29 protein-coding genes and 1 pseudogene are annotated in these 25,150 nt (G+C 60.3%); 9 read left to right on the forward strand and 21 right to left on the reverse strand.

Annotated features, from left to right (window positions below):
• Positions 1-123: 123 nt before the first annotated feature.
• Positions 124-492, reverse strand: a complete 369-nt coding sequence (locus CAF80_RS02305) for a DUF6124 family protein (RefSeq protein ID WP_085666784.1) — start codon at positions 490-492, stop codon at positions 124-126.
• A gap of 528 nt (positions 493-1,020) precedes the next feature.
• Here CAF80_RS02305 and CAF80_RS02310 point away from each other — a divergent pair.
• Positions 1,021-1,749, forward strand: a complete 729-nt coding sequence (locus CAF80_RS02310) for a bifunctional 2-polyprenyl-6-hydroxyphenol methylase/3-demethylubiquinol 3-O-methyltransferase UbiG (RefSeq protein ID WP_085666785.1) — start codon at positions 1,021-1,023, stop codon at positions 1,747-1,749.
• A gap of 40 nt (positions 1,750-1,789) precedes the next feature.
• Here CAF80_RS02310 and tam read toward each other — a convergent pair whose 3' ends face one another.
• Entirely contained in the window at positions 1,790-2,560 is a 771-nt protein-coding gene (gene tam, locus CAF80_RS02315; protein WP_074691070.1) for a trans-aconitate 2-methyltransferase, read from the reverse strand.
• A 161-nt stretch (positions 2,561-2,721) separates the two neighbouring features.
• Positions 2,722-3,807: a type I restriction endonuclease gene (locus CAF80_RS02320; protein ID WP_085666786.1), complete on the reverse strand. Its 1,086-nt coding sequence runs from the start codon at positions 3,805-3,807 to the stop codon at positions 2,722-2,724.
• 224 nt (positions 3,808-4,031) lie between these two features.
• Here CAF80_RS02320 and CAF80_RS02325 point away from each other — a divergent pair, with 224 nt between their 5' ends.
• Positions 4,032-4,442 (forward strand): low affinity iron permease family protein, encoded by a 411-nt coding sequence (locus CAF80_RS02325; protein WP_039772727.1) that lies wholly within the window; start codon positions 4,032-4,034, stop codon positions 4,440-4,442.
• A gap of 50 nt (positions 4,443-4,492) precedes the next feature.
• On the opposite strand, the gene CAF80_RS02330 is transcribed toward CAF80_RS02325, so the two are convergent.
• The 8 genes and pseudogenes from CAF80_RS02330 to CAF80_RS02365 form a co-directional block, all read right to left on the reverse strand.
• On the reverse strand, positions 4,493-4,996 hold the full coding sequence (locus CAF80_RS02330) for a DUF4142 domain-containing protein (RefSeq protein WP_064383040.1): 504 nt from the start codon (positions 4,994-4,996) through the stop codon (positions 4,493-4,495).
• A gap of 75 nt (positions 4,997-5,071) precedes the next feature.
• Positions 5,072-5,227: a KGG domain-containing protein gene (locus tag CAF80_RS02335; protein ID WP_074691067.1), complete on the reverse strand. Its 156-nt coding sequence runs from the start codon at positions 5,225-5,227 to the stop codon at positions 5,072-5,074.
• Positions 5,228-5,345: 118 nt separating this feature from the next.
• Positions 5,346-6,695: a bifunctional diguanylate cyclase/phosphodiesterase gene (locus CAF80_RS02340; protein ID WP_085666787.1), complete on the reverse strand. Its 1,350-nt coding sequence runs from the start codon at positions 6,693-6,695 to the stop codon at positions 5,346-5,348.
• Positions 6,696-6,771: 76 nt separating this feature from the next.
• The gene (locus tag CAF80_RS02345; protein ID WP_085666788.1) at positions 6,772-7,410 is read right to left on the reverse strand and encodes a LysE family translocator; all 639 of its coding nucleotides are present in this window, start codon (positions 7,408-7,410) and stop codon (positions 6,772-6,774) included.
• 60 nt (positions 7,411-7,470) lie between these two features.
• Positions 7,471-7,887: a fosfomycin resistance glutathione transferase gene (gene fos / locus CAF80_RS02350; protein ID WP_085666789.1), complete on the reverse strand. Its 417-nt coding sequence runs from the start codon at positions 7,885-7,887 to the stop codon at positions 7,471-7,473.
• Between the two features lie 3 nt (positions 7,888-7,890).
• Entirely contained in the window at positions 7,891-8,613 is a 723-nt protein-coding gene (locus tag CAF80_RS02355) for a hypothetical protein (protein WP_085666790.1), read from the reverse strand.
• A 35-nt stretch (positions 8,614-8,648) separates the two neighbouring features.
• Positions 8,649-9,386, reverse strand: a complete 738-nt coding sequence (locus CAF80_RS02360) for a hypothetical protein (protein ID WP_052266610.1) — start codon at positions 9,384-9,386, stop codon at positions 8,649-8,651.
• A gap of 20 nt (positions 9,387-9,406) precedes the next feature.
• Positions 9,407-10,318: pseudogene (locus tag CAF80_RS02365) on the reverse strand (LysR substrate-binding domain-containing protein).
• 78 nt (positions 10,319-10,396) lie between these two features.
• On the opposite strand from CAF80_RS02365, the gene CAF80_RS02370 reads away from it, so the two are divergent.
• The 3 genes from CAF80_RS02370 (at position 10,397) to CAF80_RS02380 (ending at position 13,514) form a co-directional block, all read left to right on the forward strand.
• Positions 10,397-10,885, forward strand: coding sequence for a DMT family transporter (locus tag CAF80_RS02370; protein WP_074691062.1), 489 nt, complete (start codon positions 10,397-10,399; stop codon positions 10,883-10,885).
• 209 nt (positions 10,886-11,094) lie between these two features.
• Positions 11,095-12,330, forward strand: coding sequence for an aminotransferase class I/II-fold pyridoxal phosphate-dependent enzyme (locus CAF80_RS02375; RefSeq protein ID WP_085666791.1), 1,236 nt, complete (start codon positions 11,095-11,097; stop codon positions 12,328-12,330).
• 17 nt (positions 12,331-12,347) lie between these two features.
• A complete protein-coding gene (locus CAF80_RS02380) occupies positions 12,348-13,514 on the forward strand; it encodes an MFS transporter (protein ID WP_085666792.1) in 1,167 nt (388 codons plus the stop codon).
• On the opposite strand, the gene yiaY is transcribed toward CAF80_RS02380, so the two are convergent.
• Positions 13,511-14,659, reverse strand: coding sequence for an L-threonine dehydrogenase (yiaY, locus tag CAF80_RS02385; RefSeq protein ID WP_085666793.1), 1,149 nt, complete (start codon positions 14,657-14,659; stop codon positions 13,511-13,513). The two genes, CAF80_RS02380 and yiaY, sit on opposite strands and share 4 nt — an antisense overlap.
• A 154-nt stretch (positions 14,660-14,813) precedes the next feature.
• Here yiaY and CAF80_RS02390 point away from each other — a divergent pair, with 154 nt between their 5' ends.
• Positions 14,814-15,833 carry a DUF4917 family protein gene (locus tag CAF80_RS02390; protein ID WP_039772738.1) on the forward strand — a complete coding sequence of 340 codons (1,020 nt, stop codon included), beginning with the start codon at positions 14,814-14,816 and terminating at the stop codon, positions 15,831-15,833.
• Here the strand turns inward: CAF80_RS02390 and CAF80_RS02395 are convergent, their stop codons facing one another.
• A complete protein-coding gene (locus tag CAF80_RS02395) occupies positions 15,834-16,376 on the reverse strand; it encodes a helix-turn-helix domain-containing protein (protein WP_039772739.1) in 543 nt (180 codons plus the stop codon).
• 108 nt (positions 16,377-16,484) lie between these two features.
• On the opposite strand from CAF80_RS02395, the gene CAF80_RS02400 reads away from it, so the two are divergent.
• Together CAF80_RS02400 and CAF80_RS02405 are read left to right on the forward strand one after the other, a co-directional pair.
• Positions 16,485-17,267: an aldolase gene (locus CAF80_RS02400; protein ID WP_064594034.1), complete on the forward strand. Its 783-nt coding sequence runs from the start codon at positions 16,485-16,487 to the stop codon at positions 17,265-17,267.
• A 26-nt stretch (positions 17,268-17,293) separates the two neighbouring features.
• Positions 17,294-18,175, forward strand: coding sequence for a dihydrodipicolinate synthase family protein (locus CAF80_RS02405; RefSeq protein WP_085666794.1), 882 nt, complete (start codon positions 17,294-17,296; stop codon positions 18,173-18,175).
• Between the two features lie 53 nt (positions 18,176-18,228).
• Here CAF80_RS02405 and CAF80_RS02410 read toward each other — a convergent pair whose 3' ends face one another.
• The 4 genes from CAF80_RS02410 to CAF80_RS02425 form a co-directional block, all read right to left on the reverse strand.
• On the reverse strand, positions 18,229-18,753 hold the full coding sequence (locus tag CAF80_RS02410; protein ID WP_064383015.1) for a hypothetical protein: 525 nt from the start codon (positions 18,751-18,753) through the stop codon (positions 18,229-18,231).
• The gene (locus tag CAF80_RS02415; RefSeq protein ID WP_039772743.1) at positions 18,753-19,397 is read right to left on the reverse strand and encodes a hypothetical protein; all 645 of its coding nucleotides are present in this window, start codon (positions 19,395-19,397) and stop codon (positions 18,753-18,755) included. Before CAF80_RS02415 ends, CAF80_RS02410 begins: the two co-directional genes overlap by 1 nt.
• A 154-nt stretch (positions 19,398-19,551) precedes the next feature.
• Complete coding sequence (locus tag CAF80_RS02420; protein ID WP_039772744.1) at positions 19,552-19,896, reverse strand: YegP family protein; 345 nt, start codon at positions 19,894-19,896, stop codon at positions 19,552-19,554.
• Positions 19,897-19,918: 22 nt separating this feature from the next.
• A complete protein-coding gene (locus CAF80_RS02425; RefSeq protein ID WP_064594029.1) occupies positions 19,919-20,500 on the reverse strand; it encodes a DJ-1/PfpI family protein in 582 nt (193 codons plus the stop codon).
• A gap of 170 nt (positions 20,501-20,670) precedes the next feature.
• Between CAF80_RS02425 and CAF80_RS02430 the strand changes: the two genes are divergently transcribed.
• Positions 20,671-21,585, forward strand: a complete 915-nt coding sequence (locus CAF80_RS02430) for a DMT family transporter (RefSeq protein ID WP_085666795.1) — start codon at positions 20,671-20,673, stop codon at positions 21,583-21,585.
• On the opposite strand, the gene CAF80_RS02435 is transcribed toward CAF80_RS02430, so the two are convergent.
• From CAF80_RS02435 to CAF80_RS02450, 4 genes are all read right to left on the reverse strand, one after another.
• Positions 21,575-22,807, reverse strand: a complete 1,233-nt coding sequence (locus CAF80_RS02435; protein ID WP_085666796.1) for an SAM-dependent methyltransferase — start codon at positions 22,805-22,807, stop codon at positions 21,575-21,577. The genes CAF80_RS02430 and CAF80_RS02435 overlap by 11 nt on opposite strands.
• Positions 22,808-22,897: 90 nt before the next feature.
• A complete protein-coding gene (locus CAF80_RS02440; protein WP_085666797.1) occupies positions 22,898-23,515 on the reverse strand; it encodes a TPM domain-containing protein in 618 nt (205 codons plus the stop codon).
• Positions 23,516-23,543: 28 nt separating this feature from the next.
• Positions 23,544-24,296, reverse strand: coding sequence for a YgcG family protein (locus tag CAF80_RS02445; RefSeq protein WP_039771483.1), 753 nt, complete (start codon positions 24,294-24,296; stop codon positions 23,544-23,546).
• Positions 24,297-24,309: 13 nt separating this feature from the next.
• Complete coding sequence (locus tag CAF80_RS02450; RefSeq protein ID WP_039771481.1) at positions 24,310-24,918, reverse strand: LemA family protein; 609 nt, start codon at positions 24,916-24,918, stop codon at positions 24,310-24,312.
• Positions 24,919-25,150 lie beyond the last annotated feature (232 nt).

Here is a 25,150-nt window from a genome sequence, read left to right on the forward strand (position 1 = left end):
TACTGACTCGAATACTCGCCCGATACGGACTTCGACAACACTCGACGCTTTGCAGCCAGGTTGAAATGAAACTAAAAACCGGTCGCGTGACCGGTTTTTTATGCCTGCCAAAACAGCTGCAATTCAGTCCTTCACCTCAACATGATCCAGCGCCTGATTCACCGCCAATTCACCCAGCATCACCAGTTGCGCAATGCCTATCGCGGTTCTGCGGTGGGTGGGGTCGAGGGTGGCGGCGAAGTTGTTGAGCATCTCGGATGCCGAGCCCAGTGATTCGCTGGCGTTGGCCAGCAGGGATTCGGTGTCGTAGGCCGGGTTGGCGAAGTACATCGGGTCGGGTTGGTTGTTCGTGCCCATGACATGGGCGCCGGGGCAGAGGTAATGATCGAGGGCGCGGTTGGCGGCGTCGTGGAGTTTTCTGCAGTCGATCGAGACGTACGGGGATGTTGGGTCGGTTTCGACTTCGGGGGGATTCGGGGTTGGCTTCTTCATAATGGCTTCTTTCTAGTCGATAGGTGGAGCTGACCTACTCGGTTCCAATCGAAGAGGTGGCAGCTGTACGCGAGTTGGAACCCGGGCGAAAAAAGCCAAAAGCCCGACAGACTCGAAGTCTCTCGCGCACAGCCGCCATAACAGAGTGCACACCATGAAGGCGGGCAAGCATACGTCATGAAAGCTGCTTTTGCTTTTTTGGGAAGTCGCCGGGGTTCCAATCCCGATCGCCGATTCATCAGCGACCCTTACAGGCTAGAGCCCGCACTTCCGACGGACAACCTGAAAACCTTGTGGGAAGGTTCAGTAAACAGGGCCAACTCTTTAAACATCCTGAATCGAAAAACCACATTTACAGATCCCCAACACTCCCCCGGTTCTCACACTCGCCACGACCCGCTAGCATTTCCCCATCACCCACCACCCTCCCCCTGCGCGGCCATCGACGAATACGCGCCTTCACGTTTCGAGGGATTCAAATCCGTGGCCTGCGAGCCACCCAAATCAAATTCAAAAGAGCAGCAATCCATGACCCAGAACATCTACGACGACCCCGAATTTTTCCACGGCTACAGCCAGATGAACCGCTCCATCGGCGGCCTCGATGCTGCGCCGGAATGGCCGGCGCTGAAAGCCTTGTTGCCCTCCCTGCACGGTTTACAGGTGGTGGATCTGGGCTGCGGCTACGGCTGGTTCTGCCGCTGGGCCAGCGAACACGGCGCTGCCCAAGTGCTGGGTCTGGATGTCTCGGAGAAAATGCTCGAGCGGGCGAAGGAAACTACTTCGGCCGCGAACATCCGCTACGAACGTGCCGACCTGGAACACCTCGACTTGCCTGCGTGCACTTACGATCTGGCCTACAGCTCACTGGCCCTGCACTACATCAAGGATCTTTCGGGGCTGTTCGCCAACCTGCATTCGGCACTTAAACCCGGAGCGCATTTCGTGTTTTCCATCGAGCACCCGATCTTCATGGCACCGCGCAATCCGGGCTGGCTGATCGACAGCGAAGGCAACAAGCGCTGGCCGCTGGACAGTTATCAGATGGAAGGCGAGCGGGTGACCAACTGGCTGGCCGACGGGGTGATCAAGCAGCACCGCACGGTCGGGAGGCTGCTTAACGCGCTGATCGACGCCGGGTTCACGATTCAACACGTCAACGAATGGGGCCCGAGCGATGCAGACGTGGCCGCGCAACCGGCCCTCGCCGAAGAACGCGTGCGGCCGATGATGATGCTGGTCGCCGTACAGCGCTGACCGCGAAAGAAAGGGCCGATCAAATCGGCCCTTTTTCATTTCAACGTGTGGCGACAATGAACAACCGCGGAAACGGCAACAACACCGAACCGTCCGCCAGCGCCGGATACGCCTTCGCGACCTCCGCCAGATAGTGCGCCAGATAGTCCGCCCGCTCCGCTTCCGTCAGCGGACTGAGGAACGGAATCAAACCGCTGCCCTTGAACCACTCGACAACGCCTGAAGCCCCGCCCGCCAGCTGATGGTGATACGTGGTGCGCCACACATCGACCCGTGCGCAATGCGGCCGCAGCATCGAGAAATAGGCACTGGCATCCGCCATCTCGGTCCGCTGCCCCGCCGCGCCCGCCAGTTTGCTGGCCCACGACCCGTTGGCAGCCACTTCGCGCATCAACCGATGGGACGGCTCGTTGAGGTTGTCCGGCATCTGAATCGCCAGGCTGCCACCCTGCGCCAACTTGCCCGCCAGCGCCGGCAGCAACGTCGCGTGATCCGGCACCCACTGCAAAACGGCGTTGGCAAAGATCACATCGAATGGCCCTGCATCCGCCCATTTATCGATGTCCGCCACCGCGAACTGCAACTGCGGCAGACGCTTGCGCGCGGCATCGATCATGTCCGGCGAACTGTCGAGCCCCTGCACTTTCGCCCCCGGAAAACGCTCCACCAACAACTCGGTCGAGTTGCCCGGACCACACCCGATATCCACCACGGAACGCGCCTCGGGCGTGGGAATTGCCGCCAGCAAGTCGCGGGCCGGGCGGGTGCGTTCATCTTCGAAAGTGACGTATTGCTTGGCGGACCAGGTCATTGCGTTCTCCTGTAAGGACTTTTGCAGTGGTTCCCTACGATACATCGACTCCCTGCGCATCCCCTATCCGACTTAAGACGTGACTGCGGCAAGCACCTTTTTCGCGGACTTCGCTTGCATAAAAAAACCGGCCGATGGCCGGTTCTTTGGAAAATCCCACACTAGTCGTAATAGCCCACAGTCTGTTTCAACTGATCTGAATACTCGTAGATATCATCCACGGAGTTAATGGGATGGCGGGTTTCGTTTTTCTCCTCGTCGAAAATGCCGATGTACTTCTGCGAACGGTTGAAATGCAGGCGGCAAATCGGCTTTCGGTTGTTATCGTCCAGCAGGATGCCAAAGTAGCTCTGTGTATCGCGCTGAACGATTCGTTTGGCATCGACCACAGATCGAACCAATGCACGAACAATGTGATACCCCTCCAGTTCCTCCAGAGTGGTCAAAACCTTATCGTCGGATTCGTCACGGGGATCTACTGGATCCGTCCCTCCAGACGCGGCCGGAATAGACGCTAGCGCCGGCTGGATCGCACCACTCATGGCCGACTTGAGGCGGTCATTGATCTGGTCATTGAGAAATTGAACGACCGCTTTTCTCGTCAGTTCGTGAAACTGATCCCGCACCTTCTGCGTAATGACTCCGTCGTAGACACGCGAAGCAAACACTTTGACGAAATCGTCATCCGGCTTGCTGACTTGCGAGGCGATAACTTTTTTGATCTGGCTGACGTACTTCAGCTCACCCGCCGCGTTGATGATCGAATCAACGTCGAACGCAGACTTGGTGAGCTTGATAAGTTCTGGCACCGAATATTCATCAATGTCCAGAAGGTCCAGTTCAAGGAAGGGTTTTTCATCCATCTTGTTCGGCGCATCCAGGTCAGTGAAGAACTTGTAGACCTGGCCGTTGGTGAGGATGGAGATTCGAGCGCTGGTTACGTGGAAATAACGGAACAGCTGCGAGGCGTGATTGATGTGCAGTGGCTCGCCGATTTTCTTGCACTCGATGAGGATCTGCACTTCGCCCTCTTTCATGATGGCGTAATCGATTTTTTCGCCCTTCTTCGTGCCGATATCGCAAACAAATTCCGGCGTCACCTCTGTCGGGTCGAACACGTCGTAACCCAGAACAGTACTGATGAAAGGCATGACAAACGCATTTTTTGTCGCTTCTTCCGTCTGGATTGCAGCGCTCTGCAACCGGACTTTGGCGGCAAGACTGGCTAACTTTTCGAAGAATTCCATGAGCGGCCTCTGACTGGGTTTCTATCCGTGCACTCGCATGCTGGCAAATTGACTGCCATTTCATCCTAGACGCAAACCCATACAAAGAAAGTTCCCACTTCCAAAAGTGTTCAAAACCGGGACCTGGAACAGTCAAGTTTCAAAGACAGCACGTCTCTGTAAGTAGAATTTTCCGCCCCCCTCCGATGTCTGAATTTCAAGCGCCCCCCACAAGGAACACAACCATGAAATTCGCAAAAATCTCCCAGAAGCTCGCCCTCTGGGCCGGCAGCCCCAAGACGTTCATGGGGGCGTTGATTCTGATCGGGCTCTGGGGGTTGAGCGGGCCGATTTTCGATTACAACGACACCTGGCAACTGATCATCAACACCTCGACCACGATCATCACGTTCCTGATGGTGTTTCTGATCCAGAACACCCAGAACCGCGACACCGACATCCTGCATTTGAAACTCGATGAACTGCTGCGGGTGAACAAGGAGGCGCAGAACGCGATGCTCGGGCTGGAGTCGCTGGATCTCAAGCAGTTGGAGGCGCTGCGTCGGCATTACCGGGCGATGGGTGAGAATGAGGTGTTTGACCTCGAAGGTCTGGGGGACAAGAGCAAGCCGAAGCAGGATCTGAATGAATGCTGACAGGCAAAAAAAAACGGCGCTAAAAAAGCGCCGTTTTCATTGCTGCGGATTCAGCGACTGGCCTGAAGGGCTCGGGCCATTTCCAGATGACTCTGCAGTTTTGGCAGGGTCTCGTCGGCAAACGCCTTGATCTCCGGCACGTCGGTGGTCTGAGCCTCCTGCTGGATCTGCTGAATGGCCTCTTCCGTGGCTTTGACCTGGCTGGCAGCGTAGGCCTGATCGAAGCTGGCGCCCTCTTTGACCTCCGGCATCAATGTCTTGGCCTTGTCGGCGACTTCTTCGCGAGGCGCCACCGGCAGGTCCAGTTTCTTGGCGATTTTCGCCAGATGCTGATTGGCGGTGGTGCGGTCGTTGATGACCTGGATGGTGTAGTCCTTGACCTCTTTGGACTCGGCCTTGCTGTGCGCCAGACGACTAGCCTCGATGTCGGCCATGCCTTTGGCCGAGGCTTCGTTGATGAAGTCGGCGGGCGACTGGGCAAACGCGCTGCTGGCGAACAACCCCAGCAGGCTGACAAAACTGATGTGGCGTACTCGGGTGGCCATCCGGCTCATGGTCGCGCCCTCCTTCTTTGCAGATTCAAGCGGGAGCTTGCGCCCCCGCCTCTCAATCAAAACAACCTTCACCGACTACTTCGACTTTTGAGCAGGCTTGCGGCCCATCTCGGTTTTAGGCTCTTTGTCGACCGTCGTGGTGGTGGTTTTCCCACCCTTGCGACCGGCTTCAGACGCCTTGGTCTTATCGTTGGCGAAGTTTCCCGAGTTCGAGTTTCTTGAATTAGGCATGATTCTCTACCCCTTGGTATTTGATCGCGGCGAGCAGGTGCCCGCCTAGATTGAGAATTTCCTGACCGCCAAAGGTTTAGAAAAGTTGCCGTCGCCGCGACGAACGGTGAGCTGCCAGTCAGTGGTCCAGCGCCCGATGATTCAAACGTTTGGCAGCGTACATGGCCTGGTCGGCGTGGCGGAACAGTTGCTGTTCCTCACGTCCATGCTCGGGATACCGCGCCACACCGATGCTCGGTTCGATGTGCAGGTTGTGCCCGTCCAGGCGCAGGGGTTGCACCAATACCTGTCGGATCTTTTCCGCCACGCTGTCGGCATCGTCGGCGGCGTGGACGCTGTGCAGCAGCACCACGAATTCGTCGCCGCCAATCCGCGCCACGGTGTCGGTCTCGCGCACGCAGCCCTTGAGCCGGTTGGCCACCGCCTGCAAGAGCATGTCGCCCACCGCATGGCCAAAGGTGTCGTTGACTTGTTTGAAGCGATCCAGATCGACGTACAGCAGGGCCATGTGCCCGGACTGTTCCCGCGCATGGTTCAGAGCAGCCTTGAGGCGTTCGCGCAGCAGTTCGCGGTTGGGCAACTGGGTCAGTTGATCGTATTGCGCCATGCGTCGCAGGCGGGCGTGCAGTTGTTGGCGTTCTATGGCGGTGGCGACCTGGGCACAGACGTATTGCAACAGTTCCTTGTCGCGTTCGGTGTAGCGCTCGCCACCGGGCAGGCTTTTGACGATCAGCGCGCCGATGGTGCGGTCTTTCGAGCTCAGCGGTACGCCGAGCCAGCACGGCGATTGCTGCCCGGCCACCAGCGCGGCGAACTCCGGTGGCGCGTGGGGGCAATCCGGGGTCAAAAGGATTGGCTGGCGGCTGCGGATCACTTCCGCACACAGGCGACCGGTGACGGTGCCGGGTTGTTCCGGTTGCAACTCGTCATCGTCGACGTGATAGGGAAAATTCAGTTGCGCACAGTGTTCGTCGTACAGCGCCACGGAGAAATTCAGCGCCGGCAGCCACTCGCCGATGATCAGGTGGATGCGCTTGAACAGCGCCAGCAGATCCTCCGCCGCATGGGCCGCTTCGGAGATGGCGTACAGCGCCGCCTGCCGAGATTCGGCGAGTTTGCGCTTGGTGATGTCCCGGGCCACGGCGATGCGCAATTGGTCGACCTCCGACCAGCGCGCCGACCACAGGATATGCACGACGCTGCCGTCCTTGCGCACATAACGGTTTTCAAAATTGTGCTTGGGTTCGCCGCCCATGATGTCGTTCGCGGCAGCCAGGGTGCGCTCACGGTCGGCCGGGTAGACGTAGTCGATCATCGACTGGCCGATCAGCTCGTCAGGCGTGTAGCCGAGAATCCGCTCGCAGGCTGCGCTGACAAAAACGAAACGGCCCTGCTTGTCCACGGCACAGACGGCGTCCAGCAACAGATCGATGTAACTCGCCAACGGCGCGGAATTTCGGCTTTCCATGGTTCAGAAAAGGTGTCCGGACAATGCAGCGCTGATCCACCGTCCCTGACCCCGACCTCGCATCCTGCGATCGATTTCAAGCCTTGTTCGGCATCAACCCCGGCAGTGCATGCACCAGCGCGTTGATGGCAAAACCGATGAACATGATCCCGCACAACCGGGTGATCGCCAGCTCATGACGCTGGTACAACGTACGCACCTGCCGCGCCCCGACGATGCCAATGAGGATAGCGTAGGCGAACAATCCGCCGAGGAAACTCAAGGCGATCAGCATCGGCAGCATCGACCAGTTGAGCAGTTCGGCGCGGCTCGACAGCAGCGCGGTGAAGGTCGCCACCGCCACCGGGTAGGCTTTGGGGTTGGTCAGGCCGAACAGGATGCCGTGCCAGAACGGCTGACGCGCCGCACCCTGGGGTTGATCGCCGTTGCTGCGCTTGGCCCGTACCGCACGCCAGCCGAGCCAGAACAGGTACAGGCCGCTGAGTACGCCGAGTACATCGAACGCGGTGCTGCCGATTTCCCGGGCGCCGACAATCGCGATCAGCGCGGTGCTGCACCAGATCACGTCGCCCAGCAGATGCCCGCACAAGAACCCCGCCCCAGCCCTCCGCCCACGTGCGGCGCCAATGCCGAACACCGCCAGCACACCCGGCCCCGGCGTGATGCCGTAAATGAAACCCGAGGCCAGCACGGCCATTAGCAACGATGGAGTCATGGAAAACCTGCAAGTCCCGGAAAACGTGGCCGCCAGTCTATCCCAGCAGTTTGTGAATATTCACGACTCGTTGAAAAAACCCATGCCCGCGTAGGGCTTTTGCCGACACGCGGCCAGACGCGAGGCCAGGTCGCCGACGTGGGCTTCGAGTTTGTGCCCGTCCGGGTCGAGGAAGTAGAACGACGCGCCTTCGCTGCGGTTGTCGCGCCATTCCTGCACGTTGGCGGCGCGAAGCTGCTGTACGAACAGCGGGAAATCCGCAGTGCCAATGCTGAAAGCGTAGTGGGTGTAGTCGGCGGCGGGTTCGGGATGGCGCTTCGGATCGAGGGACAGGCACAACCACAGGCCCGGGAGCGACAGATAGGCACCGGCGTCCCAGGTGGCCTCGACTCGCAGCTGCAACATATCGCGGTAGAACGCGAGGCTGCGGTCCAGGTCGGTGACAGCGAGGGTCAGGTGATTGAGGCCGGTGAGCATCGGTCAGTAACCTCGGAGGTCTTCGGGGATGGAGTATTGCTTGCCGTCGTAGGTCAGGGTGATTTGGGTTTTCTTCAGTGGGGAATCATGGGAAACGCACTCCTTGCCGGCCTTGACGGTTTTCATAGCCGTGCCGCTTGAGGTGACGATCAGGTCGGAATAACCATTGTGGCTGGTCGGGCCGATTTCCACGGTTCGGCGAATTTGCTGACCTTCACCCACACAGTTTTCAAGCCACTCACCGTTGTTCTTGTAGACCACCAGGCCATCAAGTACCGGGCGCAGTTTATTACCCTCGCGCACATAAAGTGTCAGGTCGGTTTTTTCGTAGGGAATGGCGCTTGAATTGTGCGAGAACTTTGACCGCAGCCCGAACGCGCGAACATCCGGGGCCAGCCGATAGCGAGCGGTATCGACCAGCAGATCGGTGAAACGAATGGCATCGGAATTGTAGGCACCGGGTTTCGCATACGTCGCCAGCGTCTTCCAGTTGCTGGTGTCGATGATCGCCAGATCCAGATCAAACACACCGGCATCGTCACTACCAGCATCCGGCACGTAGGTGGATTTGAGGGCAATCGCCTGATCCTTGAACGCCGGCCATGCCTTGCAGCGTGCCAATGACTGGTCGTTGTAATCCTTGGTGACGCAGGAAACCTGGGCCTGGGCTGGTGCGGTGATGGCCAGCAAGCCGAGGGCGATGAAAAGTCGAGTTGGAGTGAACATTGTTCTTCCTTGAAATAAGTCGCGTTGGCTCTGTATCACTCGATGGCTTTGAAACCTTTAGGCAAAACGTATGATTTTCCGTCGTAGCGAAGGGTTGTCAGTTCAGGGCTGCTGACACTGATCTTATCTTCACAAGTGTCGCCTTCGACGACATTGGTCGTCCCTGTCGTCTTGGTTTTGATGATCAGATCGGCATAACCATGGGAGCTGGTCTTGGCGATTTCTACCGTTCTGGTCGTCTCATATCGCTCGCCGGCGCAATCACCGTCCCATTCACCGCCGTACTCATAAACCACTAATTGACTTAGCACGGGACGTAACTTATCGCCCTCTCTCACATAAAGAGAGAGGTGCGTTTCTTCAAGCGGGTTGAGGCGAGAGGCATTGGTGAATTGCACGCGAACGCCAAACGCCCGTACTTCTGGGGTTAGTTTGTAGCGTGCGGTATCAAGCGAGATATCTCGCAATGCCACCCCACCCGAGAAGAAAGCGGAGGCCTGGTGATAAGTGGCAACCGGTTTCGTTTGGTCGCTTTTCAAGACCGATAAATTGAAATCATAGGTGCCGCTCGTGTCGGTGCTCTCCGGCACGGAGCTGCGCTCAAATTTCGCATTCGCGCTGATGATCAACCCCGGATACGCCGGCCACTCCTTGCACACGGAGAAATCCAGATCACCCGCCACCGGCGCAGGCACACAATCAGCCAACACCTGCCCCGCCATCAGCGCCCCACAAAGCGCCAGCCCCACAACAACCCCAGACTTCACTGTCACGCCCCGCTCCTTGATGTTTTTCAGCCGCGCACTATCCCCTGCTCAATCCGTCGATTCAACCAGTTCAACGCCTGATCCCCACCCCGCCGCTTGTGTCATGCCGATACAAACGTGAACGGCGCAATTTCGAACGGAGGCGGCACGACGATCAGCGATTCTTCATCCACCTCATTCAACGCCCGCGAAGCGACGGTCAGGATCAGGTCCGTGCCGCTGATGAACCGCGGCGCGGCGCTCCAGTGCGGCAGGCTGATGGCGACGCGGCGGCGTTCGCGCAGGGCGGTCAGGGTGCGTTCGATTTCCGGGGTGCCGCTGCCGCGCATTTCCAGCAGGACATGGGGACGGGAGAGATAGGTTGGCAGGTCGAGCTGGCCGTCGGCCGGCAGGCTGTGGCGATCGAGCAAACACACGTAGCGTTCCTCGAACAGCGGCGTGCTGCGCAGTTCGCCGGGCAATTCGGGGAGTACGCCGGCGGCGAGGTCGATGTCGCCATTGAGCAGGCCTTCGACCATGCCTTCGCGGCTGGCATGGCTGATTTGCAGGTCGATGCCCGGTGCTTCCGCGCGCAAGGTGCGAATCAACCCGGGCAGGATGATCGCCGCGCCGTAGTCCGACATCGCGAGGCGAAAGGTCCGACGGGCGCTGGCCGGATCGAAGGTGTTCGGCGCCAGCAGCGATTGCACCTGGGCCAGAATTTCGGCCAGCGGCGCCGCCAGCTCCAGCGCCCGCGCGGTGGGCATCAGCCCCGAACCGGCACGCACCAACAATGGATCACCGAGCAAGTCGCGCAGACGCGCCAATGCGTGGCTGACCGCCGGTTGACTCAGGTGCAGACGCTCGGCGGCGCGGGTCACGTGTTGCTCGCCGAGCAAGGCGTCAAGGATTACCAGCAGGTTGAGGTCGATGCGGCGCAGATCATTCATTCGATGCATGTTCCGGATACCAAAACAGAATTTAAATCTGCGCGACGAATACCCTACAGTCCAGCAAAACCTTGCCGGAGAACGATCATGGGAACGATGCAGTGGGTCGGATTGCTGCTGTTGGCGGTATTCGCCGGGGCGGTGGTGCCGTTTCAGAGTGCGATCAACATCAATCTGGCGCGGGGGTTGGGGCATCCGCTGTGGGCGACTTTCACCTCGCTGGTGGTGAGCGTGCTGGTGTTGTTGCCGGTGATTGTCGTCCTGCGCTTGCCACTGCCGTCGTTGGCCCCGCTCGGCAAGCTGCCGCTGTGGATGTGGACCGGCGGGGCGTTCGGGGTGTGCTTCGTCGCCCTGGCGGTGGTGTTGCTGCCAAAGCTGGGGGCCTCGGGATTTCTGGCGCTGGCCCTGGCCGGGCAAATGATCACGTCAATCGTGCTGGATCACTTCGGCCTGTTCGGGCTGGTGGAGAAGCACCTGACATTGCCGCGCCTGTTCGGCGCGCTGTTGTTGGTGGCGGGAGTATTGTTGATTCAGTTCTCCCCAGTGCTGGAAAAGAGCGCCACAGCCGTTGGATAAGGGTTCGGGCGTAGGCACTGACGCGCCGGGTTTGTCGTTTTTTTCATCGTCTCACAGCCCGGCAAGGCTTCGCCCTACAAGCAAATCTCCAACAGCCGTCAATGCTATCGGACGCGGCCGATTCTGACCCTGCATAGCTCTCTGTAAAGTCTGGCAACACACACAATTTGCAACACCCCATGGATTGCCCTGCTCAAGGAGAGCTGCCTATGAATCACCTGTCGGAATCCGCCAACACTTTCTCCAATTACCGCAAGGTCATCGCTTTGGCAGACCACGATTGGGAGGCTGCGGAAGCTGGAAAAATCGCCGCCCTCAACGTCGAGGTCAAAGGCTGTAATCACTTGCTCGATCAGCACGGGCGCCAGTTCCATCATTTCTGCACCACCTCCTATCTGGGTCTCGATCACCACCCCGCGCTGCTTGAGGGGGCCATCACGGCGCTGCGTGAAACCGGTACGTTGCGCGTTGCCAACTCGAAAAACCGCTGCAAACTGGCGCTGCTCGAGCAATACGAAAGCGAGTTGTCGCAATTGTTTGGCGCGGTGTGTCTGACCACTCTGTCCTGCAGCGCCGCGAGCGCCGGTATCCTGCCGCTGCTGGCCAGTGGCGTGTTCACCCAGAACCGCCCGCCGGTGATGGTGTTTGATCGCCTGGCCCATTACTCGATGAATCACCTGAAGGCCAGTTGCGCCGACGAGACCCAGGTATTGACCTGCCCCCACAACGACATGGATTTTCTCGAATCGGTGTGCCAGCGCCACTCCACCGTCGCCTATGTCGCCGACGGTGCCTACAGCATGGGTGGCGTTGCCAATCTGGACGGTCTGTTGTATCTGAAGGAGCGTTACGGCCTGTTTCTTTATCTCGATGACTCCCACGCGTTGTCGGCAGTCGGCAGCAACGGTGCCGGTCTGGTACGACCAAGAATGCCGGCGCTGGAAGAGGACTGTCTGATCGTCGCATCTCTGGCCAAATCATTCGGGGCCAGCGGCGGCCTGGTGATGCTCGGGAATGAACGGCAGAGGAAGTTGATTCAGCGTTACGGCGGGCCAAGCAACTGGTCGCAAAGTCTCAATTGCGCGGCCATCGGTGCGGGCCTGGCGTCGATCCAGGTGCATCGCAGTGCAGAACTGAGGGCTTTGCAGGTTCGGCTCCAGGCCAATATTCGCCTGTTCGACAGCCTCTTGAGCACCGAACAGCACGGCAGCTCCATGGCCATCCGCTTGATCAACTGTGGCGACGCCGCCCTGGCCAATCGAATCGCCATTGAACTGGCCGAACACGGCTTTTTCACCAGCGCCGTGTTTTTCCCGGTGGTAGCCCAGGGCAAAGCCGCGATCCGCGTTACGCTGCGCGCCGACATGGAATCGACACTGATCCACCACTTCTGTGATTTGATCACCGACCTGTTAATGACTCACGGTAGCGATCGCCACCGCTGAACCTTCACGGACGACTTATGAACCCCGGCCTCATCCTGCTCATCACCTGTTCCACCGTGTTCCTCGCCCAACTGGGCATGAGCATTTACCTGCCGGCGTTGCCGCAGATAGCCGGGTATTTGCAGGTCGGTGCGACGCAGGTGGCCTGGGGCTTGTCGCTGTACCTGATCGGCATGGCGCTGCCGATGCTGCTGTGGGGCAGTCTGGCGCAGCGCATCGGCCGCAAGCCGGTGCTGCTGGCGGCGCTGGGAATTTATGGCGCGGCGAATCTGGCTCTGCCGTTGGGCTCGACGCTGGAGACATTCCTGCTGCTGCGACTGCTTCAGGGGATCGGCGCCAGCGGCATTTCGGTGATGGCGCGGGTGCTGATTCGAGACAGCTTTCGGGGGGATCTGCTGGCGAAGGCGTTGTCGTGGATTTCGATTTCGTTCGTTGTCGCGCTCGGGATCGGGCAATACGCCGGTTCGCTCATTCAGGTGACGCTGGGCTGGCAGGCGATCTTTTATCTGCTGGGCGCGGTCAGCCTGTTGATGGCCGCGATAGTCTCGCGCCTGAGTTTCCCGAAACTCGTCGAAGCGCCCACAACCGCTTCGCCCTGGGCGGTCTATCGAACGATCCTGATCCATCGGGCGTTTCTGCTGCCGGCGCTTGCGGGCGGTCTGGGTTATGGCGTGATCATCGCGTTCAACAGCGCTGCGCCAGTGATTCTGCAAGGCCCGTTCAATTGGTCGGCGACGGAATACGGGTTGCTGGGCTGGCCGATCAGCGCCGCATATTTTCTGGGGGCGCTGGGGGTCAATCGCTTTGTACTGCGTATCGGTCAGCACCGGTTGATGACACTGGGGGTCAGCCTGGTGATGGCCGGCACTGGCGTGATGCTGGCCGGCAGTCTGGTGGCCAGCTCGATGGCCTGGCTGCTCTGGCTGCCTTATTGCGTTGCCGTGTTCGGCCAGTCGCTGAACTATCCGATCAGCCTGTCACGGGCCAACGATGGCGCGCCGATTGCCGGCGCTTACGCGATGGCCCTGAGCGGTTTCATCCACCAATTGATGGCTGCACTGATCGGCGCGGTGGCCAGCCTGTTCGCTAGTCCGCAGGCGTGGCCGCTATCGATGCTGTGCTGCGTTCTGGCATTTGGCGCGGTGCTCTGCACGAGGTTAACGCCCGATCGTCAGCCCGCTTAAAACGCGCTGCGGAAAATCTCCTCGATCTGCCGCTGATCCGCCGCCCGCGGATTGGTGAAGCCGCAGGCGTCTTTCAGGGCGTTGGCGGCGAGCACCGGGATGTCGGTGCATTTGGCGCCCAGATCACGCAGGCCACCGGGAATCTCCACGTCCCTGGCCAGGCAACGAATCGCATCGATCGCGGCTTTTGCACCCTCCTCCGGGCTGAAACCACGAATGTCGGCGCCCATGGCGTGGGCCACGTCGGTCAGACGATCGGCGCAGACCTGCGCGTTGAATGTCTGCACATGCGGCAGCAATACCGCGTTGCACACCCCGTGAGGCAGATCATAGAAACCGCCCAACTGGTGCGCCATCGCATGCACGTAGCCGAGGGACGCATTGTTGAACGCCATGCCCGCGAGGAACTGCGCGTAGGCCATGTTTTCCCGAGCGGCCAGGTCGCTGCCGTCGCGCACGGCCAGGCGCAGGTTGTTGCTGATCAGGGTCATCGCCTTCAGTGCGCAGGCGTCGGTGATCGGGTTGGCAGCGGTGGAGACGTAGGCTTCGATCGCGTGGGTCAGTGCGTCCATGCCGGTGGCGGCGGTCAGGCTTTTCGGCATGGCGACCATCAGCGCCGGGTCGTTGACCGACAGCAGCGGCGTGACGTTGCGGTCGACGATGGCCATTTTCACGTGGCGGGTTTCGTCGGTGATGATGCAGAACCGGGTCATCTCGCTGGCGGTGCCGGCGGTGGTGTTGATGGCGATCAGCGGCAGTTGTGGCTTGGTCGATTGATCGACGCCTTCGTAGTCGCGGATCTGCCCACCGTTGGTGGCGCACAACGCGATGCCCTTGGCGCAGTCGTGGGGCGAACCGCCGCCGAGGGACACCACAAAATCACAGCGGCTGTCCTTGAGCAGCGTCAGTCCGGCCTCGACGTTGGCGATGCTCGGGTTGGGTTTGGCGCCGTCGAAGACCACCGAATCGATGTCCTGCATCGCCAGTTTCTCGGCAATCATCGTCGCCACGCCGGTCTTGGCCAGACCGGCGTCGGTGACGATCAGCGCCTTGCGAAAACCGTAGTTGCGGATCGCGTTCATGGCGTCGTCAAGGCAGCCGCTGCCCATGATGTTTACGGCGGGAATGAAAAAGGTGCTGCTCATGGCGCGTCTCCTGACTGGGGCCGAATCGACTCGTGCAATTCGGCAGATGCACACAGGATCGACCGATCGGTCACGGCGGATGTTGATCTGGCTCAATGCCCGCTCGTGATAAAGTCGCCGTCCATCTGCCCTTTGTTTTGAGACGTGCCCTGCAATGACCGATTTTCTGGATGTCGACGCCACCCTCGAAGACTGGAACGCGTTGCGCGCCACCACCGACTTCAGCGGCCTGCTGCTGGGCAACGGCGCCAGTCGCGCGGTGTGGGACGATTTCGGCTACGACTCGCTGTTCGAAAACGCACGCACGGTGGAAGAAAAACCGTTGACCCCGTCGGAACTGAGCGTGTTCGACGCCCTGCAAACGCGCAGCTTCGAGCAGGTGCTCGGCGCGCTGAAAACCACCAGCCGGGTCAACAAGGCGCTGGCCGTCAGTTCGGCCGCACCGCGCAACCGCTACTACGCGATCAAGGAAGCGCTGATCAACACCGTGCACGCGGTACACATCCCGTGGCGGCTGATCGAAGCCTCGACTTTGGCGACCCTGAACAGTGAACTGGCGCGTTATCGCACGGTGTTCACCACCAATTACGATTTGCTCAATTACTGGGCCCTGCAACATCAGGCCGAGGCGATCGACGACCTGTTCAACGGCCCGGATGCGAGTTTCGATCTGTGCGACAGCAGCACGGACAAACCGCGTCTGCTGTACCTGCACGGTGGCCTGCATCTGGTGCGCAACCAGGACGGCACCGCGCGCAAACTGACCGCCACCGAGGGCACGCTGCTCGGCAGTTTCGCGATCAACAACACGATCAAGACGCTCGACGACGTGCCGCTGTTCGTCAACGAAGGGCCGAGCGCCGACAAGCTCAAGACCATTCGCAGTTCCGATTACCTGTCGTTCTGCTACGACCAGTTACTCAAGCACGGCGACAATCTGTGCATCTTCGGCCACGCCCTCGGCGAGCAGGACAGCCACCTCGTGCGCGCCCTGCGTCTGGCGAAACCGAAGACCGTGGCGATCTCGATCTACCCGCGCAGCGCGGCGTTCATCCAGCACCAGAAACGCCACTACGCCAAGGTGTTCGAGGGCACGGGTGTCGAGTTGCGCTTCTTTGATTCCAAGAGCCATACGCTGGGCCATCCGAAGCTGTCGGTGCCGGTCGAGGTCTGATCACTCCTCGCCGCTGTGCACCACCACCAGCAACTGCGCTTGCACCTCGCCCACTGAGCGGATGCGATGGGGTTTCTGCGCATTGAAGTGCAGCGCATCGCCCCGTTCCAGCAGCACCCGCTCGTTCACGAAGTCCACTTCGACCTGGCCTTCGTGGACGAACAGAAATTCCTCGCCCAAGTGTTCCTTGAAGGTTTTGTCGGTGAATTCGCTCGGCGGGTAAATGATGAACGGCAGCAGGCTGCGTTCGCTGACCTGATGGGCCAGCACCGCATAACCGGGGCTGTGGTCGTTGGCCGCCAGCGACTGGCGCTCATGGCTGCGCACCAGGCTGTAGCCGTCGAGGCTGACGTTGTCTTCGGAGAACAGCTCCTCGACTTTCACGTTCAGCGCCTTGGCCAGTTTCAGCGCGGCGGCAATCGACGGTGTGTTCAACCCGCGCTCGACCTTCGACAGATAACTCTTGGTCATGCCGGATTTCTCGGCCAGCGCCTCAAGGGTTACGCCAAGTTTTTTTCTCAATAATTTCAAACGGATAGACATGCGAAGCGATTAATCCAGCAAAGGAAAGACGATTTGTCCTTGCCAATGACACAAAGTGTCATATAGCCTCGTAAGTGTCATACATGGCAACCACCACAGGACACGGATATGGCGAAGACATTAGCACTACCCAAAGACGAACTGGTCAAGCAAGCGCTGACCCAGATGCAAAAAACCCTGGCGGATAATACGTGGACAGACCGGCAAAAGCTGGCCCTGACCTGCCGGATCCTGTTCGAAAACGGCCACGATTCGGGCCTCGCCGGGCAGATCACCGCCCGTGGCCCGCAGCCAGGCACTTACTACACTCAGCAACTGGGCCTGGGTTTCGATGAAATCACCGCGAGCAATCTGCTGCTGGTCAACGAAGACCTCGAAGTGCTCGAAGGCCACGGCATGGCCAACCCGGCCAACCGTTTCCACAGCTGGGTGTACCGCGCCCGACCGGACGTGAACTGCATCATCCACACCCACCCGACACACATTGCCGCGCTGTCGATGCTGGAAGTGCCGCTGCAGATTTCCCACATGGACCTGTGCCCGCTGTACGACGATTGCGCGTTCCTTGAAGGCTGGCCGGGTGTGCCGGTGGGTAACGAAGAAGGCGAACTGATTGCCGGGGCGTTGGGCGACAAACGGGCGATCCTGCTTTCCCACCACGGACAGCTGTCCACCGGGACGACCATCGAGGAAGCCTGTGTCATCGCGCAATTGATCGAACGCGCCGCCAAACTGCAACTGCTGGCAATGGCCGCCGGGACGATCAAACCGATCATTCCCGAGCTCGGCCGCGAGGCCCATGACTGGGTCTCGAAACCCAAACGCCACGCCGCGGCCTTCAACTACTACGCCCGGCAGAACCTGCGGCAGCACGCCGATTGCCTGAACTGAACACCTCATCCTTGCGGAGCACTCTCATGTCCAACATTCACGGCATCATCGGCTACACCATCACCCCGTTCGGCGCCAATGGCGAAGGCGTCGACCTGCCGGCCCTCGGCCGCTCCATCGACCGTCTGATCGCCGGCGGCGTCCACGCCATCGCGCCATTGGGCAGCACCGGCGAAGGTGCCTACCTGAGCGATGCGGAGTGGGACCAGGTCGCCGAATTCAGCATCAAGCACGTGGCCAAGCGCGTGCCGACCGTGGTCAGCGTGTCCGACCTGACCACCGCCAAAGCAGTGCGCCGCGCACGCTTCGCCGAAGCCCATGGCGCCGACGTGGTGATGGTGCTGCCGACGTCCTACTGGAAACTCACCGAGGCGGAAATCCTCGCCCACTACCGCGCCATCGGCGACAGCATCGGCGTGCCGATCATGCTCTACAACAACCCGGCCACCAGCGGCACCGACATGTCGGTGGAGCTGATTCTGCGCATCGTCAACGGCGTGGAAAACGTGACCATGGTCAAGGAGAGCACCGGCGACATCCAGCGCATGCACAAGCTGCAACTGCTGGGCGAAGGCCGGGTGCCGTTCTACAACGGCTGCAACCCGCTGGCGCTGGAAGCCTTCGCTGCAGGGGCCAAAGGCTGGTGCACGGCGGCACCGAACCTGATCCCGCAGCTCAACCTGGATTTGTACGAAGCCACACTGGCGGGGGATCTCGGCAAGGCGCGAGAGCTGTTCTACCGCCAGTTGCCGCTGCTGGACTTCATCCTCAAGGGCGGCTTGCCGGCGACGATCAAGGCCGGTCTGCGCCTGACCGGTCTGGAAGTCGGCGATCCGCGCTTGCCGGTGTTCCCGCTGGCTGAGGCCGGGCGTACGCAATTGCAGGCCTTGCTGAACACCTTGCGTTGAACGAAAAAAATCCCGCCCGGTTTACGCCGGGCGGGATTTTTTGTGGCCGTCGATCAGAGGCTGGCGGCGCGCTTCATGGCTTCGCGGTGGAACGGCTGATCCTTGAGAATCTGCGCGATGAACGTGTCGCTGATCAAGCGCATGTGTTCGAACTGACCGCCCGAGGCATTGAATGCGCCGCGCCAGGATTCGGTGTGGTTCTTCACGGTGTAGACGCCCAGTATCTGCTTGCCATGGCTGAGGCTGAACACCACCGTGCTGTCGAAACTCACTGGCACCGGCACCAGAAACAGGGTAAAGGCGCTCAGAAGCATCTGCGGCTGAATCCCGCCGACATCGCTGTTGGCAATCACCAAAACGTTGTAGCCATCTTCGCTGCGGCCGGCCTTCACTTCTTCAAAGGTGCCACGCCGACGCAGCTCGTCACGCAGCATCCAGCTCGGCATGCCGATCACACTGACGTTGATGGCCGGCAATTGCTGGCTGCTGTAATCGACGTCCGGCGCCTTCAGCGAATGGGTGGCCTGGCAGCCGCCGAGCAGCAGAAGCAAGCCCAGAAGCAGACGTTTGATGAGCATTAGAATTTCCCCGAGAGCATGGCTTTGTAGACGGAGGCGCTGGTGCCGTTCTCTTCACGAATAAACGGTGTGGCGGTGTACAGGTTCGGCATGTCCAGTCGTTGCAGGCCGGGTACTTGCGGATACCTGGCGCGGACCAGCGCGGCGTCGCGTTCGAGATGATCGCTGTGCAGAAACAGGCAGGTGCTGTCGCTGGGGGACACGCAGCCGGCACGGAAGTCACCGATGTAGTAAGCCTTGCCCGCTTCAAGCTGCATGCCGATGGTGAAGTCCTCACGGCTCCAGGACACCGATCTGCCGCGATCGAATCGCACGTTGTAGATCTCGTAGCGACCGGGTTTGAGCGGCATCACGAACAGCGTGCCGATACCACGACCGGTCTCGCGCACGTCTCGTGCGGTACGGGCATAGAACTCGTTGTGCAGGCGCGCGCTGGCGAATTCGTCACTGCCACGTTTGCGGATCAGCAGCATCTGTTCCTGGGCCGCATAGGATGCTTTTGGCCAGATGCCGACCACGCCCACCAGATACGCGGTGCCGGAATCGGCACTCGGTGCGAGTTCATCATCGATTTGGGTCGGGGACAGGCTATAGCAGCCGCTCAAGCCGAGCAGCAGGGTCAGGACAGCGAAAAGGCGGATCATCAGTGGGAAAACTCTGGCGGCAGTTGTTCAAAAATTCCGCGAAAGAGTCATCTCGGCGCCCCTTCCATGGATTGGCGGCGGAGGATAAGCGAAATGATGGCACATAGCCAGAATTCAGTCGCCAAGGATTTGGCGACTGAACGTCATGGGTGGTTCAAAGCACCGGCAGGGTTTTGTCCTTGATCACCTTGGACGGCCCGTTGGCCTTGACGCTGGCGATGCCTTTGGCACACGCCGCGTCCGATGAATAGGATTCGCTGCTGCCGATGATCTGGTGATTGGCCGCCTTGAGGTTGAAGTAGGGGTGACCGTCCTTCGTCGATTTTTTCTCGTAGCGTTCGTCCAGCGGGCTGTTGGCCTGCACCGAGGCGATGCCGTTTTCGGCAGCCGCGCGGCTGGTGTACAGCTCGCTGGTCAGAATGGTTTCGGCGTTCGCCGCTTTCAGTACGAACCTGTACTGGCCGTTGCTGCTTTTGCTCAACTCATACCATCCGGACATGGTGTTTCTCCTTTTCGATGTGTCACAGGGTGATTCTGGTTCCAAGCAACCCGAGGAAACCGGCCAGCCATTTCGGGTGCGCCGGCCAGGCGGGCGCAGTGGCCAGGTTGCCCTGGACATGGCCGTCCGTGACCGGGATGTCGATGTAGGTGCCGCCGGCCAGGCGCACTTCCGGGGCACAGGCCGGATAAGCACTGCACTCGCGACCTTCGAGAATCCCCGCCGCCGCCAGCAGTTGCGCGCCGTGACAGACGGCGGCAATCGGCTTGCCGGCCTTGTCGAAAGCACGCACCAGTTCGAGGACTTTTTCGTTCAGCCGCAGGTATTCCGGCGCACGCCCGCCGGGCACCAGCAAGGCGTCGTAATCCTTGGCATCGACCTTGGCGAAATCGAAGTTCAGGGCGAACTGGTGACCGGGCTTCTCGCTGTAGGTCTGGTCGCCTTCAAAGTCATGGATCGCGGTGCGCACGGTCTTGCCGGCGGCCTTGTCCGGGCACACGGCATGCACGGTGTGACCGACCATTTGCAGGGCCTGGAACGGCACCATCACTTCGTAGTCTTCGACGTAATCGCCGACCAGCATCAGTATCTTTTTCGCGGCCATGGGCAGGACTCCTCTGGTGAATGCGCAGGAATATTCACAGTAGCCCAAGGACCGCGATGGCGTTCGCAAACTGTATGGATAACTCTGCGCTCAGCTGTAACAGCCCGACTGCCGTGGTTTGTGGCTAGATGAAGACACCTTCCCGTTACCTTCGAATCGAGTTGCCCTCAATGTCTTCGCGCGAAAACACCGGCATGGCCCTCGGCCTGCTCGGCGTGGTGATTTTCAGCCTTACCCTGCCCTTCACCCGCATCGTGGTGCAGGAATTACACCCGCTGCTCAACGGCTTGGGCCGTGCATTGGTCGCGGCGATTCCGGCGGCGGCGCTGTTGTTATGGCAACGGGAAAAGTGGCCGACCTGGAAGCAAGTCAAAGGCCTGAGCCTGGTGATCGCCGGGGTGATCCTCGGTTTCCCGGTGCTGTCGGCGTGGGCCATGCAGACCTTGCCGGCCTCCCATGGCGCGCTGGTCAACGGTTTGCAGCCGTTGTGCGTGGCGCTTTATGCCGCGTGGTTGTCCCATGAACGTCCTTCAAAAGCCTTCTGGGCCTGCGCCGCACTGGGCAGTGCGCTGGTGCTGGGATACGCGTTGTACACCGGTGCCGGCAGCATTCAGGCCGGGGATTTGTTGATGTTGGGTGCGATTGCGGTGGGTGGTCTGGGTTACGCCGAGGGCGGGCGCCTGGCCCGGGAGATGGGCGGCTGGCAGGTGATCTGCTGGGCGCTGGTGCTGTCGACGCCGCTGCTGATCGGCCCGGTGCTGTACCTGGCGTTGCAGCATCAGGGCGCGGTATCGGCAAAAACCTGGTGGGCGTTCGGTTACGTCGCGCTGTTTTCGCAGTTTCTGGGGTTCTTCGCCTGGTACGCCGGGCTGGCGATGGGTGGCATTGCCCGGGTCAGTCAGATCCAGTTGTTGCAGATCTTCTTCACCATCGCGTTTTCCGCGCTGTTCTTCGGTGAACACGTGGAGCCGATCACCTGGCTGTTCGCCTGCGGCGTGATCGCGACGGTGATGCTCGGGCGCAAGACCGCGGTGCGCCCGGCTCAACCGGGCACGTTACCGGCGGGGGTTCAGCTCAAGCCTTGAGCTTCAGCAAACCGTCAGCGAGCAGCAGGGTTTCGAGGCAGTGCTCGCTGATCTGGTAGAACGCTTTCAATTCCTGGATTTTCACCAGCAGCTGAGTCGGGTCCACCGGCTCGGCGCGCTTCACGGCGAGGATCATCTTGTTCTTGTTGGTGTGGTCCAGGGAGATGAACTCGAACACCTTGGTCTCGTAACCGCAGGCTTCAAGGAACAGCGCACGCAAGCTGTCGGTGACCATTTCCGCCTGCTGGCCCAGGTGCAGGCCGTATTGCAGCATCGGCTTGAGCAGCGCCGGGCTCTGGATCTGCAAGCGGATCTGTTTGTGGCAGCACGGCGAACACATGATGATCGAGGCGCCGGAGCGGATGCCGGTGTGGATCGCGTAATCGGTGGCGATGTCGCAGGCATGCAGGGCGATCATCACATCCAGGTCGCTCGGCGCCACGCTGCGCACATCGCCGCACTTGAACACCAGCCCTGGGTGTTCCAGCTTCGCGGCGGCGGTGTTGCACAGGTTGACCATCTCTTCACGCAGTTCGACGCCGGTGACTTCGCCTTCGGCCTTCAGGGTGTTGCGCAAATAGTCATGAATGGCAAACGTCAGGTAACCCTTGCCCGAACCGAAATCCGCTACCCGCACCGGTTTGTCCAGGGCCAGCGGCGACGAGGTCAGCGCGTGGCTGAAGACTTCGATGAACTTGTTGATCTGCTTCCACTTGCGCGACATCGCCGGGATCAGCTCATGCTGGGCGTTGGTCACGCCCAGATCCTTGAGGAACGGTCGGTTCAGATCGAGGAAGCGGTTTTTCTCGCGGTTGTGCTCGGCGGACGGCACTTCACGCAATTGCTGGGGTTTGCTCATGAACAGCGAGCTCTTGCCCTTTTTGCTGTATTCGAGCTGGGCTTCGTCCGTCAGCGCCAGCAAATGCGCATTTTTGAACGCCGCCGGCAGCAGCCCGGCAATCGTCGCCACCGCTTCGTCCAGCGGCAGGTTCTTGGTGATGTCGCGGGTCTTGTAGCGGTAAACGAACGACAGGCACGGCTGCGCCTTGACCGTCACCGGTTTGATGATGATCCGCTGCAGATCCGCTTCTTCACCAACGTACTTGGCCAGCACCAGTTTGATGAAACCATTCAGTTCGAGGCTGGTTTGCAGTAGCTCGATGAACCGGGTGTGGTGATCGGGCGCCGGTTTGGCGGATGCGGAGGGAGCGGTAACGGACATGGGAAAAAGCGGCCTCGGACGGGCAAATCGGGAATGGGCGCTAGTTTAGGGGGGATGGCGTTCGAGGGCACGGCTAATTTCCCGAACGGCTTATCCCAACACCACCAACCGATTCGGCAACTCATTCCTCACCTGCGTCACTGGCACATGCACCTTGAGCAACTCGCCGCACGCCTCGATACACGTGACAAACCCCTGCAACGTCTGCCCCTGCCGCACCTGCTCGGTAAACGTCGCGACAATCGAGTCCCAGCTCTTGTTATCCAGCTTTTTGGAAATCCCTTCATCCACCAGAATTTCCACATACCGCTCCGCCTCGCAGACAAAAATCAGCATGCCAGTGCTGCCCACCGTGTGATGCAGGTTCTGTTCGAGAAACTGCCGCCGCGCCAGGTTCGAGGCGCGCCAGTGCCGGACGTGGCGCGGGATCAGATGAGTGGTGACCCTGGGCAGGCGAAACACCAGGCACAGCACGACAAAACTGACCCACTGCACCAGCAACAGGCTGTGCATGGTCAGCCAGCCGGTCAGGTAATGCACGATCCCCGGCACCACCAGCGCCAGCAGGCTGGCCCACAGCAGCGGGATGTACGCGTAGTCGTCGGCGCGGGCCGCAAGCACCGTCACCAGTTCGGCGTCGGTGTCGCGCTCGACCCGGGCGATGGCCTCGGCGACCTTGCGTTGTTCGTGTTCAGTCAGTAATGCCATGTCGTGAAGTGCCTGCTCATTATTGTTATCACCAGCCGCCGGAGGACCCGCCCCCGCCGAAACTGCCACCGCCGCCGCTGAAGCCCCCGCCGCCTCCGCCGCCGCCAAATCCACCGCCACCGAAGCCGCCCCCTCCTCCGGAGCCGCCCCGGCCGGCGGGAAGGATACCGAGCATCTGGCAGACAAAAACAGTCAGGATGAACAACATCACCAGAAATACGAACAATGCCGGGTGCCGCGAGACAAAATCATCCGCAGGATCGCCGGCCGATTCATACACCGTGGACGGCTCGTCCAGCGGATTGCCGCCGAGCACCACCAGCATCGCCGCCACACCGTCGCTGATGCCCTTGCTGAAATTGCCGGCCTTGAACGACGGCGTGATCACCTGATGGATGATCACCGAGCTCTGGGCGTCGGTCAGCCGGTCCTCCAGCCCGTAGCCGACTTCGATGCGCAATTTGCGCTCGTCCCGGGCGACGATCAACAGGGCGCCGTTGTTCTTGTCCTTCTGGCCGATGCCCCAATGCCGGCCGAGTTCGACGCCATAGTCCTCAATGGTGGCGCCTTGCAGATTCGGTAACGTCACCACCACCAACTGTTCGCCGGTCGCCTGCTCGTGGGCCTGCAACTGCTGGCTCAGTTGCGTGCGCACCGACGGCTCGATCATCTGCGCCTCGTCCACCACCCGCCCGGTCAGCGCCGGAAAGGTCAACTCGGCCCGGGCGCTGACGGCAAACAGCCACAGCATCAGCACCAGGCCCATCTTCAACACACGCATGGGCATCACCGGGTCAGAACTTCACTTCCGGGGCCTTGTCCGCGCCGGGGCTGGTGGCTTCGAAGGTCTCGCGTATCGGCAAATTGCTGTACATCACGCTGTGCCACAGACGACCGGGAAAGGTGCGGATCTCGGTGTTGTACTTCTGCACTGCCAGAATGAAATCCCGACGCGCCACGGCGATGCGGTTTTCCGTACCCTCGAGTTGCGATTGCAGGGCGAGGAAGTTCTGGTTGGCTTTCAGGTCCGGATAGCGTTCGGACACCACCATCAACCGGCTCAAGGCACCGGTCAGCTGATCCTGGGCCTGCTGGAACTGCTTGAGTTTTTCCGGATTGTCGAGAGTGCTGGCATCGACCTGGATCGACGTCGCCTTGGCCCGCGCCTCGATAACCGCCGTCAGGGTTGCTTCCTCGTGTTTGGCATAGCCCTTCACGGTTTCCACCAGATTGGGGATCAGATCGGCGCGCCGCTGGTACTGGTTCTGCACCTGGCCCCAGGCAGCCTTGGCCTGTTCGTCGAGGGTGGGGATGTTGTTGATGCCGCAGGCGGTCAACAACGTGGCCAGCACCAGCAGGGTGGCGACCTGCAAACGCGAGCGGTAGACAGGACTGACATTCATCGGACGGGTGCTCCCTTGCACATTTCATGAATAATGAATCGCGAAACATTCTCAGCCGACGGTTGGGGCATAATCGCCCCCGCCACTGGATTGCGGCGGGCCGATGGGCTAAAAAGAGGCCCTGCGCGATCACGTCGCCGAAACGTTCGACGTACATTCGGCTGTCGTTTTCTGAATCAGCACCCGAACAACAATAGTCGCTCCCTACATTTTGGCTGGCCGGTGTTGTAAC

It is taken from the genome of Pseudomonas sp. B34(2017) (assembly GCF_002112915.1).
Lineage (GTDB): Bacteria > Pseudomonadota > Gammaproteobacteria > Pseudomonadales > Pseudomonadaceae > Aquipseudomonas > Aquipseudomonas pharyngis.

Excerpts from the sequence above, each read along its gene's own strand:
- CAF80_RS02310 (WP_085666785.1), top strand. The coding sequence starts at position 1,021 with ATGACCCAGAACATCTACGACGACCCCGAATTTTTCCACGGCTACAGC.
- CAF80_RS02400 (WP_064594034.1), top strand. The coding sequence starts at position 16,485 with ATGGCGAAGACATTAGCACTACCCAAAGACGAACTGGTCAAGCAAGCG.
- CAF80_RS02390 (WP_039772738.1), top strand. The coding sequence starts at position 14,814 with ATGACCGATTTTCTGGATGTCGACGCCACCCTCGAAGACTGGAACGCG.
- CAF80_RS02450 (WP_039771481.1), bottom strand. The coding sequence starts at position 24,918 with ATGAATGTCAGTCCTGTCTACCGCTCGCGTTTGCAGGTCGCCACCCTG.
- CAF80_RS02405 (WP_085666794.1), top strand. The coding sequence starts at position 17,294 with ATGTCCAACATTCACGGCATCATCGGCTACACCATCACCCCGTTCGGC.
- CAF80_RS02410 (WP_064383015.1), bottom strand. The coding sequence starts at position 18,753 with ATGCTCATCAAACGTCTGCTTCTGGGCTTGCTTCTGCTGCTCGGCGGC.
- yiaY (WP_085666793.1), bottom strand. The coding sequence starts at position 14,659 with ATGAGCAGCACCTTTTTCATTCCCGCCGTAAACATCATGGGCAGCGGC.
- CAF80_RS02330 (WP_064383040.1), bottom strand. The coding sequence starts at position 4,996 with ATGAGCCGGATGGCCACCCGAGTACGCCACATCAGTTTTGTCAGCCTG.
- CAF80_RS02420 (WP_039772744.1), bottom strand. The coding sequence starts at position 19,896 with ATGTCCGGATGGTATGAGTTGAGCAAAAGCAGCAACGGCCAGTACAGG.
- CAF80_RS02375 (WP_085666791.1), top strand. The coding sequence starts at position 11,095 with ATGAATCACCTGTCGGAATCCGCCAACACTTTCTCCAATTACCGCAAG.
- CAF80_RS02320 (WP_085666786.1), bottom strand. The coding sequence starts at position 3,807 with ATGGAATTCTTCGAAAAGTTAGCCAGTCTTGCCGCCAAAGTCCGGTTG.
- CAF80_RS02440 (WP_085666797.1), bottom strand. The coding sequence starts at position 23,515 with ATGGCATTACTGACTGAACACGAACAACGCAAGGTCGCCGAGGCCATC.
- CAF80_RS02425 (WP_064594029.1), bottom strand. The coding sequence starts at position 20,500 with ATGGCCGCGAAAAAGATACTGATGCTGGTCGGCGATTACGTCGAAGAC.
- CAF80_RS02335 (WP_074691067.1), bottom strand. The coding sequence starts at position 5,227 with ATGCCTAATTCAAGAAACTCGAACTCGGGAAACTTCGCCAACGATAAG.
- CAF80_RS02380 (WP_085666792.1), top strand. The coding sequence starts at position 12,348 with ATGAACCCCGGCCTCATCCTGCTCATCACCTGTTCCACCGTGTTCCTC.
- CAF80_RS02445 (WP_039771483.1), bottom strand. The coding sequence starts at position 24,296 with ATGCGTGTGTTGAAGATGGGCCTGGTGCTGATGCTGTGGCTGTTTGCC.
- CAF80_RS02305 (WP_085666784.1), bottom strand. The coding sequence starts at position 492 with ATGAAGAAGCCAACCCCGAATCCCCCCGAAGTCGAAACCGACCCAACA.
- CAF80_RS02345 (WP_085666788.1), bottom strand. The coding sequence starts at position 7,410 with ATGACTCCATCGTTGCTAATGGCCGTGCTGGCCTCGGGTTTCATTTAC.
- CAF80_RS02370 (WP_074691062.1), top strand. The coding sequence starts at position 10,397 with ATGGGAACGATGCAGTGGGTCGGATTGCTGCTGTTGGCGGTATTCGCC.
- CAF80_RS02395 (WP_039772739.1), bottom strand. The coding sequence starts at position 16,376 with ATGTCTATCCGTTTGAAATTATTGAGAAAAAAACTTGGCGTAACCCTT.
- CAF80_RS02325 (WP_039772727.1), top strand. The coding sequence starts at position 4,032 with ATGAAATTCGCAAAAATCTCCCAGAAGCTCGCCCTCTGGGCCGGCAGC.
- CAF80_RS02340 (WP_085666787.1), bottom strand. The coding sequence starts at position 6,695 with ATGGAAAGCCGAAATTCCGCGCCGTTGGCGAGTTACATCGATCTGTTG.
- fos (WP_085666789.1), bottom strand. The coding sequence starts at position 7,887 with ATGCTCACCGGCCTCAATCACCTGACCCTCGCTGTCACCGACCTGGAC.
- tam (WP_074691070.1), bottom strand. The coding sequence starts at position 2,560 with ATGACCTGGTCCGCCAAGCAATACGTCACTTTCGAAGATGAACGCACC.
- CAF80_RS02435 (WP_085666796.1), bottom strand. The coding sequence starts at position 22,807 with ATGTCCGTTACCGCTCCCTCCGCATCCGCCAAACCGGCGCCCGATCAC.
- CAF80_RS02430 (WP_085666795.1), top strand. The coding sequence starts at position 20,671 with ATGTCTTCGCGCGAAAACACCGGCATGGCCCTCGGCCTGCTCGGCGTG.
- CAF80_RS02415 (WP_039772743.1), bottom strand. The coding sequence starts at position 19,397 with ATGATCCGCCTTTTCGCTGTCCTGACCCTGCTGCTCGGCTTGAGCGGC.
- CAF80_RS02355 (WP_085666790.1), bottom strand. The coding sequence starts at position 8,613 with ATGTTCACTCCAACTCGACTTTTCATCGCCCTCGGCTTGCTGGCCATC.